The following is a 16,042-nucleotide window of genomic DNA, read 5'->3' on the forward strand; positions in this document are numbered from 1 at the left end:
GGAGGGTAGCGGGGGCGGGCGGAGGTTCCCAGAGGTGTGCTGACGCTTCGTCAGAGAAGTGTGACTGTGAGGTGATCACTCACAGGAGTGATCACCGACCGGACATGCTTCCGTGCGGCTCGCCGCTGTGCACACTGGCCGCAGCACATAAGGGGGTGCACCATGACGGTTATGGCAGAGCGCACGGACGCGACCGAGGTGACGGTCGAGATGTTCGAGATCATCGCTCGACACGTGGCGACCGGAACCGAGGGCGCCGTCAGGCTGGAGTTCATCGGCGGCCGGATCGAGGAAAAGCGCGTGCCTGACGGAGATCACACCTCCATCTTCAGCTGGTTGCTCAGGAGGTGCATGCAGTCTCGCCCAGAGCTGGATCTGGCACCCGAGCAAGGGCTCAAGGTAGAGCGCTACCGCGAAGGGCGCGCGCGTCCCGACGCCGCGCTCGTACCCGCCGAACACTTCGCGGGCCAGGGTGAGTGGGCAGAGCCTGATGGGGTCCTGATGACGGTGGAGGTCACCTCCCACGACCGCGACACTGACCGTCGTGACAGGAAGGAGAAGCCGGCAGCCTACGCCGCAGCGGGTATCCCGGTGTATCTCCTCATCGACCGCGACGAGGGTACGGTGACCGTTTTCACCAACCCGGATGCGAAGAGTGCTCGCTACCGCGATATCCACTCCGCCCTCTTTGGCGAGAGCGTCTCGATCCCCGAGCCGGTCGGCATCGTTCTCGATACAGAGAAGCTGAAGGACTACATGCGCTGAGGTCCGACGGGTTGGTGAGTGCCCGCTGAGCGCTCCGGCTGACCGGCGTCCGCTCCGGGCGCCCCGTAGCGCGCCAGGTAGTGCCACACCTTCTTGAGCGCCTGCGGGTCGTGGTGGCCGGTGCGGGAGGCGGTGCCGAGGATGGCGGGGTCGAGGGCTCCGTCGACTGCGAGGCGTGTGCCCAGGTCGACGAATTCCTGGCCGCGGTAGGCGGGGTGGCGGCGTAGTTCCGGGACGGTGAGGCGGAAGCCGGTGTGCCATTCGACGGGGCAGCCTAGGCGCAGGGCTGCGGTCTCGACGGGGGTGCCCCGGTAGCAGGGGTCCAGGACCAGGGCCTCCGCGTCGCGGGCCGGTCGCACCGGGCCGTGCACCTGGGCCTCGATGTAGTCGTCGAGGTCGTCCTGGCGGTCGGCGAGGGCGAGGTCGATGAGGCTCATACGGGCCGCTACGCCGAAGTCGGAGGGTTCGAGGAAGCTGTCCGGGTAGCAGAACGTGGTCCGCGGCAACGTATCGGCGGACAGGCGGAAGTGCGCGGACCCGAACCGCGGCGCCCCGCCGGCCGGCTTGCGCCGGAAGTTCAAGGCGCCGTAGACCGGCCGCTCATGAGCGGGAGCGTCGTCGTACGCCGCGTTGAAGATCCGGCTCTCCCAGCGCCAGCGGTCGCCGCCGGGGTACGCGGTCAGCCCGCCGTTGCTGGTTCCGGTGACGAACTGGGAGCGGTAGACGCCGTCCTCGGCCAGGGCGTCCAGGACCGGCTTGCCGTGCAGCAGACGGTCCGGGTGGAAGTTGAGGGTCACCCGCAGTGTGCGGTCCAATGGGGGGCCGGACGCCAGCTCCTTGACGTGGCTCAGCGCCCGTTCCTGGGCTGGTGGGGAGGGCGAGTTCATCCGCACAGTGTTCCCGGTCGTGATCGACCCGGCGGGCCCCAAGCGGAGAAAACGCCACAAAAGAGCCGCAGTTCACGCGTGCCCCAGCTTCATAACGGGCCGATAACGGCATCACGCAGTAGCTCTGCGAAGTTCACCTTGCGTTAACCACCGTCACCCCGTGGTGTCCGCCGGGCGGTTCTTCGATAGGCGGAGGCGGGGCCAAAGTCCCGTCGGATCCCCCGAGTCGAGGACTTACGGCCGTGAACGTGCTCCCCTCCCAGGCGCGAACCGCGCCCCGCGCCCGTGCGGTGGCGGCGGTGGTGCTGCTGGCCGCCGCGGCGCTGGCCGGCTGCGGCAGCGACGACTCTACGGGCGATGGTGCCGAAGAGGCAGCCGCCGCCGCGGCGCCCGGTGACGAGAAGCCGGCCGCGGACGTCGTCGTCGACGGCTCCACCACCGTCGCCCCGCTCACCAAGGCCGCGCGGAAGCTCTACGCCAAAGAGCAGGACGGCACGCGGGTGCAGATCTCCGAGAACGGCACCGGTGCAGGCTTCGAGCGCTTCTGCCGCGGCCGTACGGACATCTCCGACGCCTCCCGCCCGATCAAGGACGCGGAGAAGCGGTCGTGCGCCACCTGGAACGTGAAGTTCCAGGAGTACCCCGTCGCCAACGACGCGGTGACCGTGGCGGTGCCCCGCTCCGTCGACTGGATCGACTGCATCTCGGTGAAGAACCTCAAGCGCATCTGGGAGCCGGGCTCCGAGATCAAGCGCTGGAACCAGATCGACTCCGAACTCCCCGACAAGCCGCTGCACCTCTTCGGCCCCGGCACCGAGCACGGCACCTTCGACTTCTTCACCGAGACCATCAACGGCGAGGAGAAGGCCTCCCGCGCCGACTACGACATCTCCGACACCGGCGGCCAGGTCGCCAAGGCGCTCGGCGGCGACAAGGTCGGCCTGGGCTATCTGCCGTACACGTACTACGAGCAGCACCGCGACACCCTCAGAGCGCTCGCGGTCGACTCCGGCGACGGCTGCGTCTCGCCGAGCACCAGGACGGTGCAGAACGGCACGTATGCCGCGCTCTCCCGCCCGCTTTACATCTATACGTCCGACAAGTCGCTGAAGCGCGACGAGGTACGGCAGTTCGTGGAGTTCTATCTGCGCCACCACGCCGCCGCCGCGAAGGCCGCGCACTATCTGCCCCTCAGCAAGAAGCAGGCGGCCGAGCTGAAGTCGGGGCTCGCGAAGATGAAGGACTCCTGATGGTGGCTGATCAGCAGGCCGTTGCCCCGCTGCACGCGGCGCTGCCCGCGCAGCGCGGCAAGGGCGACCGGATACTCGTGCTCGCCGACCCCGACGAGCAGATAGCCCACGACCTCGCCGAACACCTCGCAGGCCACCAGATCAAGGTGGTGTTCTGCGCCGACGGTGCCGAGGCGCTGCTGCAGACCGGGCTGCAGGCCCCCGAGGCGGTGCTGGTGAGCGCCAAACTGCCGCTGGTGCCGGGGCCGCAGGTGGTCGAGGTGGTACGGCGGCGGTGCGCGACGCCGGTCGTCATCGGCGTGGGGCCCGACGACGCCGAGGAGGCGGTGGCGGCGCTGACCGCGGGCGCCAGCGCCTGCGTGGCCCGCCCGTACCGCCCGTACGAGGTGCTGAAGCTGCTCGGCGGCGCCGCGCAGGCGCCGGCGCCCATGGAGGCCGAGGTCAGCTCGGGCCCGTACACGATCAATCCGGCCACCTTCGAGGCGCGGGTGCGCGGGCGGCTTGTGCAGCTGCCGCTGCGGGAGTTCAAGCTGCTGCACCTGCTCGTGGCGAACGCGGAGAAGGTCGTCACCCGCGACCAGATCAGCGCCGAGCTGTGGGGCACCAGCGCGCCCAAGTCCAACACCATCGCCGTTCATATACGGCGGCTCCGCGACCGTATCGGCGACGACCCGCACCATCCCGGGGTCATCCTCACGGTCCGCAACGTCGGCTACCGCTTCGTGCCGCCGGCCCTCTGACCCCCGCAGGCCCCCCGCAGGACACCCCCCACAGACACATGGAAGAAAACGGACAGGAGGTGCCATGTCACGACTAACACGCCCGATCCAGCAGATCGTTGGGCGCGAGGCACCGCATGGACGGCGGGAGTTCGCCCGTCGTTCACCTTCCCCCATCGGCCACTTCATCGGCCGTCCCTAATTTCGGCCACGGTGACCGGCAAGTGAATGCCGAGCCCACCGACGCTACGCACGCCGCCAACGGGTGGCGGCCTCAGGAAGGAACACAGAAAGTGAAGCTGCAGCGCAAGAACCGGCTCCGCGCCGTAACCCTTGGCGCCGTCGCCGTGTCCGGCGCCCTGGTCCTCACGGCGTGCGGCTCGGACGACAACGCGGGTGGTGGCGGCGACAAGGGCAATGCCGGCGCCGCGAGCAAGATCAAGTGCGCCGGCGAGGGCCAGCTCCTCGCGGCCGGCTCCACGGCCCAGAAGAACGCCATCGACCAGTGGTCGAAGGACTACTCGGCCGCCTGCTCCGGCGTGACGATCAACTACCAGGCCAACGGCTCCGGCGCCGGCATCGAGGCGTTCAACTCCGGCAAGGTCTCCTTCGCCGGCTCCGACTCCGCCATGAAGCCGGAGGAGGTCGCCGCCTCCAAGAAGATCTGCAAGGGCGGCCAGGGCGTGAACCTGCCGATGCTCGGCGGCCCGATCGCGATCACGTACAACGTCGAGGGCGTGGACGACCTCGTCCTGGACGCGGACACCCTCGCCAAGATCTTCGACGGCAAGATCACCAAGTGGAACGACGCCGCCATCAAGAAGCTGAACCCGGAGGCGAAGCTCCCGGGCTCCAAGATCCAGGCGTTCCACCGCTCGGACGAGTCGGGCACCACCGACAACCTCACCAAGTACCTGCAGGCCGCCGCGCCGAAGTCCTGGAAGTACGAGCCGGACAAGAAGTGGCCGAACCAGTCCGGCCAGGCCGCCGACGGCTCCTCCGGCGTCGCCTCCCAGGTCAAGCAGACTGCGGGCAGCATCTCTTACGTCGAGCTGTCGTACGCCACCGGCAACGAGATCCCCACGGCGAAGATCGACACGGGTGCCGGCGAGCCGGTCGAGGCCAGCACGGACAACGCCTCCAAGGCGATCGCCGCGGCCAAGGTGACCGGCAAGGGCAACGACCTCGCCATGGAGCTCGACTACACCACCAAGGCGGCGAGCGCGTACCCGATCACGCTCCTCACCTACGAGATCGCCTGCGACAAGGGCAACAAGGCGGAGACGCTGAAGGCCACCAAGTCCTTCCTCGCCTACGCCGCCAGTGAGCAGGGCCAGTCGTCCCTCGTGAAGCTCGGCTACGCGCCGCTGCCCGCCGAGGTCGCCACCAAGGTCCGCTCGACGGTGAACTCCCTGTCCTGACCCGGTACGGCCGGCCCCGGTGACCTTCTGGCCACCGGGGCCCGGCCGCCCCGTCCGGTGCACCGCCGCCGGGGCGGCTTCGAGTCAAGCCGCCGCCCCACACCAGACCGGAGAAGAGATGAGCACAACAACGGACACCCCTGTGGCGCCGCCCCCGGCGCCCTCCGAATCCACTTCCACCGGCCGCGTCGGCGACAAGGTCTTCAGCGGCCTGTCCCGCGGCGCCGGGATCCTGCTCCTCGTCATCATGGCCGCGATAGCCGTCTTCCTGACGGTCCGCGCGATCAACGCGATATCCGAGAACGAGGGCAACTTCTTCACGACCTTCGAGTGGAACGCCAACGCCACCCCGCCGTCCTTCGGCATCGCGGTGCTGGTCTTCGGCACGATCGTCTCGTCGGTCATCGCGATGGTCATCGCCGTCCCGGTGGCGGTCGGCATCGCGCTCTTCATCACGCATTACGCGCCGCGCAAGCTCTCCGGCCCGATCGCGTACGTCATCGACCTGCTGGCCGCGGTCCCCTCGATCGTCTACGGCCTCTGGGGCGCGCTCTTCCTCGTCCCGCATCTGACCGGCTTCTACAGCTGGCTCAACGACTACTTCGGCTGGACCGGCTTCCTGGAGTACCAGGGCGGCGCGCCGCGGTCGCTGATGACGGTCGGCATCCTGCTCGCGGTGATGATCCTGCCGATCATCACCAACGTCTCCCGCGAAGTCTTCGCGCAGGCGCCCAAGATGCAGGAGGAGGCGGCTCTGGCGCTCGGCGCCACCCGCTGGGAGGTCATCCGCATGGCGGTCATCCCCTTCGGCCGCAGCGGCGTTATCTCGGCCTCGATGCTGGGCCTCGGCCGCGCGCTCGGCGAGACGATGGCCGTCGCCACCGTGCTGTCCCCCTCCGCGGTGCTGTCCGCGAAGATCCTCGACCCGGGCGGCGGCACCTTCGCGCAGAACATCGCGAGCGCCTTCAAGGAGGCCGGCAGCTTCGGCCGTGACGCGCTGATCGCCTCCGGCCTGGTGCTGTTCGTCATCACGCTGATCGTGAACGGCGCGGCCCGCCTGATCATCGCCCGCCGCAAGGAGTACTCGGGGGCCAACGCATGACGGCTACTACGACCCTTCCCGCCACCGAGCAGACGGACGCGCTCGGCATCCACCAGCCCCGGCTGCCCAAGTGGGCCCCGGCCGGCATCGCCCTTGGCGCCGCAGCCGTCGGCGTGGGCATCGGCACGGTCGCCGGACTCAGCTCCCGCATCCAGTGGGGCCTCATCGCGGCGCTGCTGTTCGTGCTCGCCTCGTACGCGATATCCGCCACCGTGGAGGGCAAGCGGCAGGCCAAGGACCGCTTCGCGACCTCCATGGTCTGGGTGGCGTTCCTGCTGGCCGTGATCCCGCTGGCCTCGCTGATCTGGGAGACGGTCAGCCGCGGCATCAAGGTCCTGGACGCCTACTTCCTCACCCACTCCATGTCGGGCGTGGTGACCATCCAGCCCGGCGGCGGCGTATACCACGCGATCCTCGGCACCCTGGAGCAGGTCGGCATCGCGACGCTGATCTCCGCCCCCATCGGCCTGCTGACCGCGATCTATCTGGTCGAGTACGGCAAGGGCAAGCTGGCCAAGGCGGTCACGTTCTTCGTGGACGTCATGACGGGTATCCCGTCGATCGTCGCGGGTCTGTTCATCCTCAGCCTGTGGATCATGATGCTGGGGTTCAGCTACTCCGGCCTGGCCGGCGCCATGGCGCTGTCCATCCTGATGATGCCGGTCGTGGTCCGCTCCACCGAGGAGATGCTGAAGCTCGTACCCAACGAGCTGCGCGAGGCGTCGTACGCCCTCGGCGTGCCCAAGTGGAAGACCATCATGAAGGTCGTGCTGCCCACGTCCATCGGCGGCATCACCACCGGCGTCATGCTGGCCATCGCCCGTATCGCGGGTGAGTCCGCGCCGCTGCTGCTGCTGGTCTTCGGCAACCCGGTGATCAACGGCAACCCCTTCGACGGCGCCCAGGCGGGCCTGCCCCTGTTCATCTACGAGCAGTGGGCCAACGGCAACGAGGCGAGCTACGACCGCGCGTGGGCAGCCGCCCTCGTGCTGATCGCCTTCGTCATGATCCTCAACCTGGTGGCCCGCGGCATCGCCCGCTGGAAGGCCCCGCAGCATCGATAGCCGGCTCCGCCGCCGGGCCAGCCGCTGACGCGGCACCTCAGCGATAGCGAAAGAAGTGAAGTAGCCATGGCCAAGCGCATAGACATCGGCAGCCTCAGCGCCTACTACGGCAAGTTCAAGGCCATCGAGGACATCTCGATGACCGTAGAGCCCAAGTCGGTCACGGCCTTTATCGGCCCGTCCGGCTGCGGCAAGTCCACCTTCCTGCGCACCCTCAACCGCATGCACGAGGTCGCCGCAGGGGCCCACGTCGAGGGCAAGGTGATGCTGGACGACGAGGACCTGTACGCCCCCGGCGTGGACCCGGTCGCGGTCCGCCGCACGGTCGGGATGGTCTTCCAGCGCCCCAACCCCTTCCCCACGATGTCCATTTACGACAACGTGGCGGCGGGCCTGAAGCTCAACGGGCGCTACAAGAAGTCCGAGCTGGACGCGGTCGTCGAGAAGTCCCTGAAGGGCGCCAACCTCTGGAACGAGGTCAAGGACCGCCTGAACCGCCCGGGTTCGGGTCTGTCCGGCGGCCAGCAGCAGCGCCTGTGCATCGCGCGGGCGATCGCGGTGGAGCCGCAGGTGCTGCTCATGGACGAGCCCTGCTCGGCCCTGGACCCGATCTCCACCATCGCCATCGAGGACCTGATCGGCGAGCTGAAGAAGAAGTACACGATCGTCATCGTCACCCACAACATGCAGCAGGCGGCCCGGGTCTCGGACCGTACGGCCTTCTTCAACCTCGCGGCCGTCGGCCAGCCCGGCAAGCTCATCGAGATCGACGACACCGAGCGGATCTTCTCGAACCCGTCGGTCCAGGCCACCGAGGACTACGTCTCCGGCCGCTTCGGCTAGGCCGCCGGCGCAAGAGCCCGTCCTGCGGCGCTGCATGGCGGTGCCGCCGCGGGACGTCAGGTCCCGCCCCCGGCGTGCGAGGGGGCGGGGCCGCCCCTTTTTCGGCTATAGCTGCTCCCAGCGCAGCACCGGGTCGGCGAGGGCCTGGACGGATGCCAGCAGCCCGAGGCGGTTGGCCCGTACGGCCGGGTCCTCGGCCATCACCAGCACCTCGTCGAAGAAGCGGTTCACGGCGGCGGTGAGCCGCTGCGCCTCGGCGGTGAAGCGGGCAGGCCCGGTGGTGTCGGCCAGGGCGCCGCGGGTGCGCTGCAGTTCGTGGTGGACGGCCTCCTCGGCGGGGTCGGCGAAGAGGGTGAGGTCGTAGCCGGCCGGGGTGCCCGCGGGCACGATCCGCCTGACCCGCTGCACGGCCGCCGCGACCTGTGCGAACTCTTCCGTGCCCGCGAGCTTCTCCAGCTCCGCGAGGAGCTTCTCGGCGCGGGCCGGCGAGGCGGCGACCGGCAGCACGGCCCGTACGTGATCGACGGCGTGCCCGCGCTCGAGCAGCAGCTGCTCCAGGCGGCGCCGTACGAACAGCTCGGCCTCGGCGCGGACTTCGGCGCTCACCGCGACCGGCTGCTCGGCGGCGGCCGCCGCGAGCCCGTCGGCGACGGTGAGCCCGGCGAGCCGCGGGTGCCGGCGCAGGATCGCGACGACGCCGAGTGCGGCGCGGCGCAGCCCGTACGGATCGGAGCTGCCGGTCGGCGCGGAGCCGAGCGCGAAGAGGCCGGCGAGGAGGTCGAAGCGGTCGGCGAGGGCGAGCAGGGCGCCGGGGAGCGAGTCGGGGACGGCGTCGGCGGCGGAGCGGGGGAGCTCCGTCTCGTGGAGCGCCTGGGCCACGGGTTCGGGTTCGCCGGCGCGGAGGGCGTAGGCGCGGGCCATGACGCCGGCGAGGCTGGAGAGCTCGGTGACCATCTGCGAGCCGAGGTCGAACTTGGCGAGCTGGGCGGCCCTTTCGAGCGTCGAGCGCTCTTCGCCGCTGAGCTCGACGGCCCCGCTCAGGCGGCGGGCGACGGCGGCGATGCGGTCGGCGCGGTCGGCCATGGAGCCGAGCCGCTCCTCGAAGGTGAGGAGGTGGAGCCGCTGTTTCATGGCGTCGAGCGGCGTCTCCAGGTCCGCGCGCCAGAAGAAGGCCGCGTCCTCGTAACGGGCCCGCAGCACCGCCTCGTTCCCGGCCCGTACGAGATCGTGGTCGCACTCGCCGTTCGCGATGACGACGAAGTGCGGCAGCAGCGCGCCGCCGGCGTCCTGGACCGGCAGATAGCGCTGGTGCTTGCGCATGACGGTGGTGAGGACCGCGGCCGGAAGCTCCAGATAGCGCGGCTCGAAGGAGCCGAGGATCGCCGTCGGATACTCGACGAGGTCGGCGATCTCCTCGACCAGCGCGGCCTCGGCCGTGGTGTCGACCGTCCCGCCGGCCCGCTCGGCGAGGGCGACGGCGTGCCGGGCGACGAGACGGCGCCGCGTCCCGCCGTCGGCGATCACGCCGTGCTCGGCGAGGAACGCCCAGTACTCGTACGCGGTCGCCACGTCCACGGCCGGCTGCGCGGCCGTCCGGTGCAGGTAAGTGGTGCGGCCGGAGGCGAGATTGCCCGCCGTGAAGGGCACCACGTCGTCGCCGAGCAGCGCGAGCAGCCAGCGCACGGGGCGGCTGAACGACAGTCCCGCCGCCTGCCAGCGCATGTTCTTCTCCGCCCGCAGCCCGGTGACGATCTGCGGCAGCAGCTCGGCGAGGACGGTGGCCGCCGGGCGGCCGGTGACCCGGCGGGTGGCGGTGACGTGCTCGTGCGCCCCGTAGCGGGCGCGGCCGAGGTCGGCGACGTCGAGGCCCTGGCCGCGGGCGAACCCCCGGGCGGCGGCGGTGGGTTGGCCCTGCTCGTCGTACGCGGCGGCCACCCGCGGGCCGCGCGCCGTCTCCTCCCGGTCGTCCTCGTACGGCTCCACCCCGCCGAGCATCGCGACGATGCGCCGCGGCGTGGCCTTCACGTAGAGCCCGGTCGTCCGCAGCCGGGTGCCCGCCAGCAGGGTTTCCAGCGCCGCCCGTACGGCCTCCGCCGACCGGCCGACCTCGGCGGCAGGCAGCTCCTCGACGCCGATCTCGAAGATCAGCGTCTGCGGTCCGTCCACCTCGTCGACGGCCTCGGGCCGCAGCTCGGGCGCCTCCGGCGCTTGTACGAGCCCCAGCGGATGCCCGAGCTCCGTGCGCCGCTCCGCCCACAACTGCGCCGCCTCGTGCGCCAGTCGCCGCATCCGCGCGAAGGCGCGGGCCCGCTCGGTGGTGGAGATGGCGCCGCGGGCGTCGAGGACATTGAAGGTGTGCGAGCACTTGAGCACGTACGAATAGGCGGGGACGGGAAGCCGCGCGGCCAGCATCCGCCGGGCCTCCCCGGCATAGGTCTCGAAGAGGGTGCGGTTCGCCTCGATGTCGGCGTCGTCGAGGTAGTAGCGGCTCATCTCGTACTCGGCCTGGCCGAAGATCTCCCCGTACGAGATCCCGTCCGCGTACGCGATGTCCTTGAAGTGCCCGACGCCCTGCAGCGCCATCAGGATCCGCTCGATCCCGTACGTGATCTCCACGCTCACCGGGTCGAGGGCGATCCCGCCGGCCTGCTGGAAGTAGGTGAACTGGGTGATCTCAAGACCGTCCAGCCATACCTCCCACCCAAGTCCCCAGGCGCCCAGCGCGGGCGAGGCCCAGTTGTCCTCGACGAAGCGGATGTCGTGGGCGGCGGTGTCGATGCCGAGGGCTTTGAGGCTGCCGAGGTAGAGCTCCTGGGCGTCGCCCGGCTCGGGCTTGAGGATGACCTGGTACTGGGTGTGGGTCTGCAGCCGGTTCGGATTCTCCCCGTAGCGGCTGTCGTCCGGCCGCACGCTGGGCTCCGTATAGGCCACCCGCCACGGCTCAGGACCCTGCACCCGCAGGAAGGTCGCGGGATTCAACGTACCCGCGCCGACCTCGCTGTTCATCGGCTGCGCGGTCAGGCAGCCGCGCTCGGTCCAGTAGGCGTTCAGCGCGAGCAGTGCGTCCTGCATGGTGACCATGCAGCAGTCTGGCACGGCCGTACGGCGAGCCGCCGCCGGATTAACCGGAGGCGGCCCGCCGGGGGTCAGGACACCTGGACGGTGGCCGTGGCGGTCGCGCCGAGGTGGGTGGCGTCGCCCGCGTACGTCACGGTGTAGGTGACGGTGCCCGCGGTCCGCGGGCGGTCGGTGAACTTGAAGGTGCCGTCGGCGGCCACGGGGTAGCTGCCGAGGGTCTTCGTCCCGTTCGCGTCCGTGCGCTCGACCTTGACCTCGGTGCCGGAGGCGAGGGCCTCGGCGGAGGTGAGCGTGCCGGTCACGGTGAGCCGGTTGCCGGCCGGCGCGGTGGCCGGGGCCTGGAGGGTGAGCTCTGACGGGGCCTTGTCGGCGTCCTGCAGCACGTGCAGGAGGGGGTTCTCGCCGTAGATGCCGACGGTGACGGCGAAGAGCGTGCCGCCCTCGGGGGCCCAGGCCAGACCGGCGCGCGCCAGGCTGTGATTGCCCGATCCCACCCCGTAGGTGCGCAGCGCGGTGTCGGCGCCCTCACGGTAGATCTGGATGCTTCCGCTCGAGCTCAGGCCCGCGGCGACGGTGCCCGAGCCGGAGACGGCCGCCGAGCCGGGGTAGGCGCCGGTGGGGTACGCGTCGCTGAACGACAGGTCGGACGTGCGCAGGACCTGGTGCTTGTACGGCGATCCGCAGGCCGTGACGACGTGCTGTCCGTCCGGGGTGAGGGCGAGGTCGTTGTTGTCCGAGCAGCCGCCGTCGCCGGGGTTCGTGACCAGCGCCTGCTCGACCGGCTTGCCGGAACTCACGTCGTACGACCCGAGGGTGGCGGGACTCAGATCGGTGTTGCTCGCGATCAGGACGTCCGGCGCGGCCTTCGAGGTGGCCAGCAGCGGCGCCGAGTACCAGAAGGAGGTCAGGTCGAGGCTGACGGCAGGGTCGGTGCCCGGGGTCAGGGAGCCGAGGCCGCCGAAGCTGCCGTCGCGGTCGTAGCCCATCCAGACCGTGCCGTCGGCACCGGCCGCGAGATGCCGCGGCTGGATGCCGGTGCCGGTGTCGTAGCGGCGGGTCTCGGTCAGCGAGGCGGTGTCGATCTCGGCGATGGCGCTCGCTCCGGTGAGCGCGACGTAGACCTCGCCGGAGTCCGCGGAGACCGCGAGCCCGCGGGCGCCGCTCGTACCGGTGATCCGCTTGACGACCTGGCCGGCGTAGTCGGTGACGACGACCGTGCCGCCCTCCGGGTCGCTGATGAAGACCTGGCGGTGGGCGTCGTCGACGGCGAAATCGGCGTAAGAAGCCAGGCCCAGCGGCGTAGTGGTGTCCGCGGCGGCGGCCGGCGTCGCGGTGCCGAGTGAGAGGGCGGGGAGCGCCAGGAGGGCGGTGGCGAGCATCGTGCCCGCCGCGCGTCTGTGCTTGTGCACGTACGTGTGTCCCTTCGGGAGGACGAACGAAGGGGCCCCGGCGGGGACCCCACCTCCAGAGCGCCGCCGGGCGCGATTTCGTCACCGCTCGACCCGCCGTTGTCAGTGCGATGAGAAATGCTTGGCAGCGGAGTCCATCCCTATGGGAACTTCTTGACCTGAACTTTGCTTCAGGTCCGAGAGTGGTGCCCAAGGAGAACGGGGCCGGATGGCCCGCCAGTCGAGAGGACGACTCATGGCGTACGACCCGAAAGGCCCGGCGATCGAGACCGCCGGTCTCGTGAAGGTCTTCGGCGAGACCCGCGCCGTGGACGGCGTGGACCTGACCGTGCCGCGCGGCACGGTGTACGGGGTGCTCGGGCCCAATGGCGCCGGGAAGACCACGACGGTGAAGATGCTGGCCACGCTGCTGCGCCCTGACGGCGGCGAGGCGCATGTCTTCGGGCATGACGTGGTCCGGGAGGCGGACGCGGTGCGCAGCCGGGTCAGCCTCACCGGGCAGTACGCGTCGGTGGACGAGGATCTGACCGGCACCGAGAATCTGATCCTCCTCGGGCGCCTGCTGGGGCACGGTAAGCCGCAGGCCCGCTCGCGGTCGGCGCAGCTGCTGGAGGCCTTCGGGCTGACGGATGCGGCCGGGAAGCAGGTGAAGCACTACTCGGGCGGTATGCGGCGCCGGATCGACATCGCGGCGTCGATTCTGTCGACTCCTGATCTGCTCTTTCTCGACGAGCCGACGACCGGGCTCGACCCGCGCAGCCGCAATCAGGTGTGGGACATCGTGCGGGCGGTGGTCGCGCAGGGGACCACCGTGCTGCTCACCACCCAGTACCTGGACGAGGCCGATCAGCTCGCCTCCCGTATCGCCGTCATCGACAAGGGCAAGGTCATCGCCGAGGGCACCAAGGGCGAGCTGAAGGCGTCCGTCGGCGCCGGGTCCGTGCATCTGCGGCTGCGCGAGGCCGAGCAGCGGCCGGAGGCCGAGCGGGTGCTGGCGCACTGCCTGGACGCGCAGGTGCAGCTGGAGCCGGACCCGGTGGCGCTGACCGCCAGGGTCGGCACGGACGGCAATGGTGAGCAGGCCGCCGAGCAGGCGTCCCGGGTGCTGAGCGAGCTCGCCCGCGCGGGTATCACCGTCGACAACTTCGCGCTGGGCCAGCCCAGTCTGGACGAGGTGTTCCTGGCGCTGACCGACCGGCCCGCAGTGGCCACCGCAGACGAGGAGGTCGTCGCATGAGTACCGCAGCCGAGACCCGTAGCACCGAAGAACTGGCGCCGGTCGCCACCGAGACGCTCGCCGAACTGCTGGTCGCGAAGGACCGGCCGCCGCGGCCGAGCGCGCTGTCCACGTCGATCACCTTCGGGTGGCGGGCGATTCTGAAGATCAAGCATGTGCCGGAGCAGCTCTTCGACGTCACGGCTTTCCCGATCATGATGGTGCTGATGTACACGTACCTCTTCGGGGGCGCGCTGGCCGGCTCCGTGGACGCGTATGTGCAGTTCCTGCTGCCCGGCATCCTGGTGATGAGCGTCGTGATGATCACGATGTACACGGGCGTCTCGGTCAACACCGATATCGAGAAGGGCGTCTTCGACCGGTTCCGTACGCTGCCGATCTGGCGGCCGTCGGTGATGGTCGGCTATCTGCTCGGCGACGCGCTGCGCTACACGATCGCGTCGATCGTGATGCTCGCGGTCGGCCTGGCCATCGGCTTCCGGCCGGACGGCGGGTTCGTGGGCGTGCTGCTCGGGGTGGCGCTGCTGATCGTGTTCTCGTTTGCGTTCTCGTGGGTGTGGACGATGTTCGGGCTGCTGCTGCGGAGCGAGAAGTCCGTCATGGGCGTCAGCATGATGTTCCTGTTCCCGCTGACGTTCCTCAGCAATATCTTCGTCGAGCCGAAGACCATGCCGGGCTGGCTGCAGGCCTTCGTCAACAACTCGCCGGTCACGCACCTCACGAACGCGGTCCGCGGCCTGATGGACGGCGACTGGCCGGCCACCGAGATCGCCTGGACGCTGGGCTGGGCCGGGGTGTTCATCGCCATCTTCGGGCCGATCACGATGCGGCTGTACACCCGCAAGTGATCATGCGGCGGTGGTCAGGGACAGCTGGCGCAGGAAGGCCGCGTTGGAGTCGGTCTTCTTCAGCTGGGTGAGCAGCAGCTCCGTGCCCTGGCCGTCGCGCTCGGACAGCGCCCGGCGCAGCCGGCGTACGGCGTCCAGCTCCTCGGTGGAGGTGATGATCTCCTCGCGGCGGGTGCCGGAGGGGTCCACGTCGACGGCCGGGAAGACCCGCTTGTCGGCGAGGGAGCGGTCGAGGCGCAGCTCCATGTTGCCGGTGGACTTCAGCTCCTCGAAGTAGTAGTCGTCGGCGCGCGAGCCGGTCTCGACGAGGGCGGTGGCGAGGATGGTGAGCGAGCCGCCGTCCTCGATGTTGCGGGCGGCGCCGAAGATCCGCTTCGGGTGGTGCAGGGCGCCGGCGTCGACGCCGCCGGAGAGCGTACGGCCGTTGCCGGGCGCGCTGTTGTTGTACGCGCGGCACAGCCGGGTCAGGGAGTCGAGCAGGATGACGACGTCCTTGCCCTCCTCGACCATGCGCTTCGCGCGCTCGATCGCGAGGTCGGCGAGGGTGGTGTGGTCCTTGGCGGGACGGTCGAAGGTGGAGGCCAGCACCTCGCCGCTCGTGATGGTGCGGCGCATGTCGGTCACCTCTTCGGGCCGCTCGTCCAGCAGCACCACCATCAGGTGGCACTCGGGGTGATTGGTCTCGATCGCGGCGGCGATCGACTGCAGGATCATGGTCTTGCCGGTCTTCGGCGGCGCGACGATCATGCCGCGCTGGCCCTTGCCGACGGGCGAGACCAGGTCGATGACCCGGTTGGTGAGGCCGGCGGCGCCGTTCTCGAGCCGGATCCGGTCCTGCGGGTAGAGGGGGGTGAGGTCGGCGAACTTCGGCCGCCTGGCGGCGACTTCGGGGGAGCCGCCGTTGACGCTGTCGACGCGGTCGAGCGGCGGGGCCTTGCGGCCGTCACGGCCGCCGCCCGCGGGCTTCACGGTGCCGGCGACGAGGTCGCCGCGGCGGAGGCCGTGGCGGCGGATCAGATTCTGCGGGATGTGCACGTCGTCCGGCCCGGGGAGCAGTCCCTCCGTGCGGAGGAAGCCGTTGCTCCCGGCGAGGTCGACGACGCCGGACACATGGGTTGGTTCAAGTTCTGTGGTGTTCATGGGAGTTGTCCTTTCAGGACGGAATGGCAGGAAACGCGGGCCGCTGTGCGGCGGGCGTCACGCGGATACGGCGCGGCTGCGCGCCGCGGCGTAAAAGAGAGGCTCCGGCTGGGAGAGCGATTCAGAAGGACTCCGAAATCCAGGAGCCGAATGAAGTGGCACGGGCGCCGATCGACGTCGGCGGGCTATCACGTGCTACGGGCAGAGTAGCACCCTGTCGGCGGGGCGAATGTGGCCGGGGCCACAGTGGCCGTGCTCGCCTACGCACGATCAAGCCCG

13 protein-coding genes are annotated in these 16,042 nt (G+C 70.0%); 9 read left to right on the forward strand and 4 right to left on the reverse strand.

Annotation, left to right across the window (positions count from 1 at the left end):
* Nucleotides 1-162: 162 nt before the first annotated feature.
* A complete protein-coding gene (locus G5C51_RS20485) occupies nucleotides 163-765 on the forward strand; it encodes a Uma2 family endonuclease (protein WP_165239486.1) in 603 nt (200 codons plus the stop codon).
* Here the strand turns inward: G5C51_RS20485 and G5C51_RS20490 are convergent.
* Nucleotides 753-1,652 (reverse strand): DUF3626 domain-containing protein, encoded by a 900-nt coding sequence (locus G5C51_RS20490; protein ID WP_165239488.1) that lies wholly within the window; start codon nucleotides 1,650-1,652, stop codon nucleotides 753-755. The two genes, G5C51_RS20485 and G5C51_RS20490, sit on opposite strands and share 13 nt — an antisense overlap.
* 242 nt (nucleotides 1,653-1,894) lie before the next feature.
* Between G5C51_RS20490 and G5C51_RS20495 the strand changes: the two genes are divergently transcribed.
* From G5C51_RS20495 to pstB, 6 genes are all read left to right on the forward strand, one after another.
* The gene (locus G5C51_RS20495; protein ID WP_206314105.1) at nucleotides 1,895-2,902 is read left to right on the forward strand and encodes a phosphate ABC transporter substrate-binding protein PstS family protein; all 1,008 of its coding nucleotides are present in this window, start codon (nucleotides 1,895-1,897) and stop codon (nucleotides 2,900-2,902) included.
* Complete coding sequence (locus G5C51_RS20500) at nucleotides 2,902-3,642, forward strand: response regulator transcription factor (RefSeq protein ID WP_165239490.1); 741 nt, start codon at nucleotides 2,902-2,904, stop codon at nucleotides 3,640-3,642. The genes G5C51_RS20495 and G5C51_RS20500 overlap by 1 nt, the downstream gene beginning before the upstream one ends.
* Nucleotides 3,643-3,914: 272 nt before the next feature.
* Nucleotides 3,915-5,042, forward strand: a complete 1,128-nt coding sequence (pstS, locus tag G5C51_RS20505; RefSeq protein WP_165239492.1) for a phosphate ABC transporter substrate-binding protein PstS — start codon at nucleotides 3,915-3,917, stop codon at nucleotides 5,040-5,042.
* A 118-nt stretch (nucleotides 5,043-5,160) separates the two neighbouring features.
* On the forward strand, nucleotides 5,161-6,144 hold the full coding sequence (pstC, locus tag G5C51_RS20510; RefSeq protein WP_165239494.1) for a phosphate ABC transporter permease subunit PstC: 984 nt from the start codon (nucleotides 5,161-5,163) through the stop codon (nucleotides 6,142-6,144).
* A complete protein-coding gene (pstA, locus tag G5C51_RS20515) occupies nucleotides 6,141-7,208 on the forward strand; it encodes a phosphate ABC transporter permease PstA (RefSeq protein ID WP_165239497.1) in 1,068 nt (355 codons plus the stop codon). The genes pstC and pstA overlap by 4 nt, the downstream gene beginning before the upstream one ends.
* Nucleotides 7,209-7,274: 66 nt before the next feature.
* Nucleotides 7,275-8,051, forward strand: coding sequence for a phosphate ABC transporter ATP-binding protein PstB (gene pstB / locus G5C51_RS20520; protein WP_165239499.1), 777 nt, complete (start codon nucleotides 7,275-7,277; stop codon nucleotides 8,049-8,051).
* Between the two features lie 105 nt (nucleotides 8,052-8,156).
* Here pstB and G5C51_RS20525 read toward each other — a convergent pair whose 3' ends face one another.
* Together G5C51_RS20525 and G5C51_RS20530 are read right to left on the reverse strand one after the other, a co-directional pair.
* Nucleotides 8,157-11,132: a glycine--tRNA ligase gene (locus tag G5C51_RS20525; RefSeq protein WP_165239501.1), complete on the reverse strand. Its 2,976-nt coding sequence runs from the start codon at nucleotides 11,130-11,132 to the stop codon at nucleotides 8,157-8,159.
* A gap of 65 nt (nucleotides 11,133-11,197) precedes the next feature.
* Entirely contained in the window at nucleotides 11,198-12,538 is a 1,341-nt protein-coding gene (locus tag G5C51_RS20530) for an Ig-like domain-containing protein (protein WP_165239503.1), read from the reverse strand.
* A gap of 235 nt (nucleotides 12,539-12,773) precedes the next feature.
* Here G5C51_RS20530 and G5C51_RS20535 point away from each other — a divergent pair, with 235 nt between their 5' ends.
* Complete coding sequence (locus G5C51_RS20535; RefSeq protein ID WP_165239505.1) at nucleotides 12,774-13,775, forward strand: ATP-binding cassette domain-containing protein; 1,002 nt, start codon at nucleotides 12,774-12,776, stop codon at nucleotides 13,773-13,775.
* On the forward strand, nucleotides 13,772-14,623 hold the full coding sequence (locus G5C51_RS20540; RefSeq protein WP_165239507.1) for an ABC transporter permease: 852 nt from the start codon (nucleotides 13,772-13,774) through the stop codon (nucleotides 14,621-14,623). The genes G5C51_RS20535 and G5C51_RS20540 overlap by 4 nt, the downstream gene beginning before the upstream one ends.
* Here G5C51_RS20540 and rho read toward each other — a convergent pair whose 3' ends face one another.
* The gene (gene rho / locus G5C51_RS20545) at nucleotides 14,624-15,763 is read right to left on the reverse strand and encodes a transcription termination factor Rho (protein WP_165239509.1); all 1,140 of its coding nucleotides are present in this window, start codon (nucleotides 15,761-15,763) and stop codon (nucleotides 14,624-14,626) included.
* Nucleotides 15,764-16,042: the final 279 nt, after the last annotated feature.

Origin of the sequence: Streptomyces coryli (assembly GCF_011044975.1) — a bacterium.
GTDB classification, from domain to species: Bacteria; Actinomycetota; Actinomycetes; order Streptomycetales; family Streptomycetaceae; genus Streptomyces; species Streptomyces coryli.

Excerpts from the sequence above, each read along its gene's own strand:
- G5C51_RS20485 (WP_165239486.1), top strand. The coding sequence starts at position 163 with ATGACGGTTATGGCAGAGCGCACGGACGCGACCGAGGTGACGGTCGAG.
- G5C51_RS20490 (WP_165239488.1), bottom strand. The coding sequence starts at position 1,652 with ATGAACTCGCCCTCCCCACCAGCCCAGGAACGGGCGCTGAGCCACGTC.
- G5C51_RS20500 (WP_165239490.1), top strand. The coding sequence starts at position 2,902 with ATGGTGGCTGATCAGCAGGCCGTTGCCCCGCTGCACGCGGCGCTGCCC.
- pstC (WP_165239494.1), top strand. The coding sequence starts at position 5,161 with ATGAGCACAACAACGGACACCCCTGTGGCGCCGCCCCCGGCGCCCTCC.
- pstA (WP_165239497.1), top strand. The coding sequence starts at position 6,141 with ATGACGGCTACTACGACCCTTCCCGCCACCGAGCAGACGGACGCGCTC.
- pstB (WP_165239499.1), top strand. The coding sequence starts at position 7,275 with ATGGCCAAGCGCATAGACATCGGCAGCCTCAGCGCCTACTACGGCAAG.
- G5C51_RS20525 (WP_165239501.1), bottom strand. The coding sequence starts at position 11,132 with ATGGTCACCATGCAGGACGCACTGCTCGCGCTGAACGCCTACTGGACC.
- G5C51_RS20535 (WP_165239505.1), top strand. The coding sequence starts at position 12,774 with ATGGCGTACGACCCGAAAGGCCCGGCGATCGAGACCGCCGGTCTCGTG.
- G5C51_RS20540 (WP_165239507.1), top strand. The coding sequence starts at position 13,772 with ATGAGTACCGCAGCCGAGACCCGTAGCACCGAAGAACTGGCGCCGGTC.
- rho (WP_165239509.1), bottom strand. The coding sequence starts at position 15,763 with ATGAACACCACAGAACTTGAACCAACCCATGTGTCCGGCGTCGTCGAC.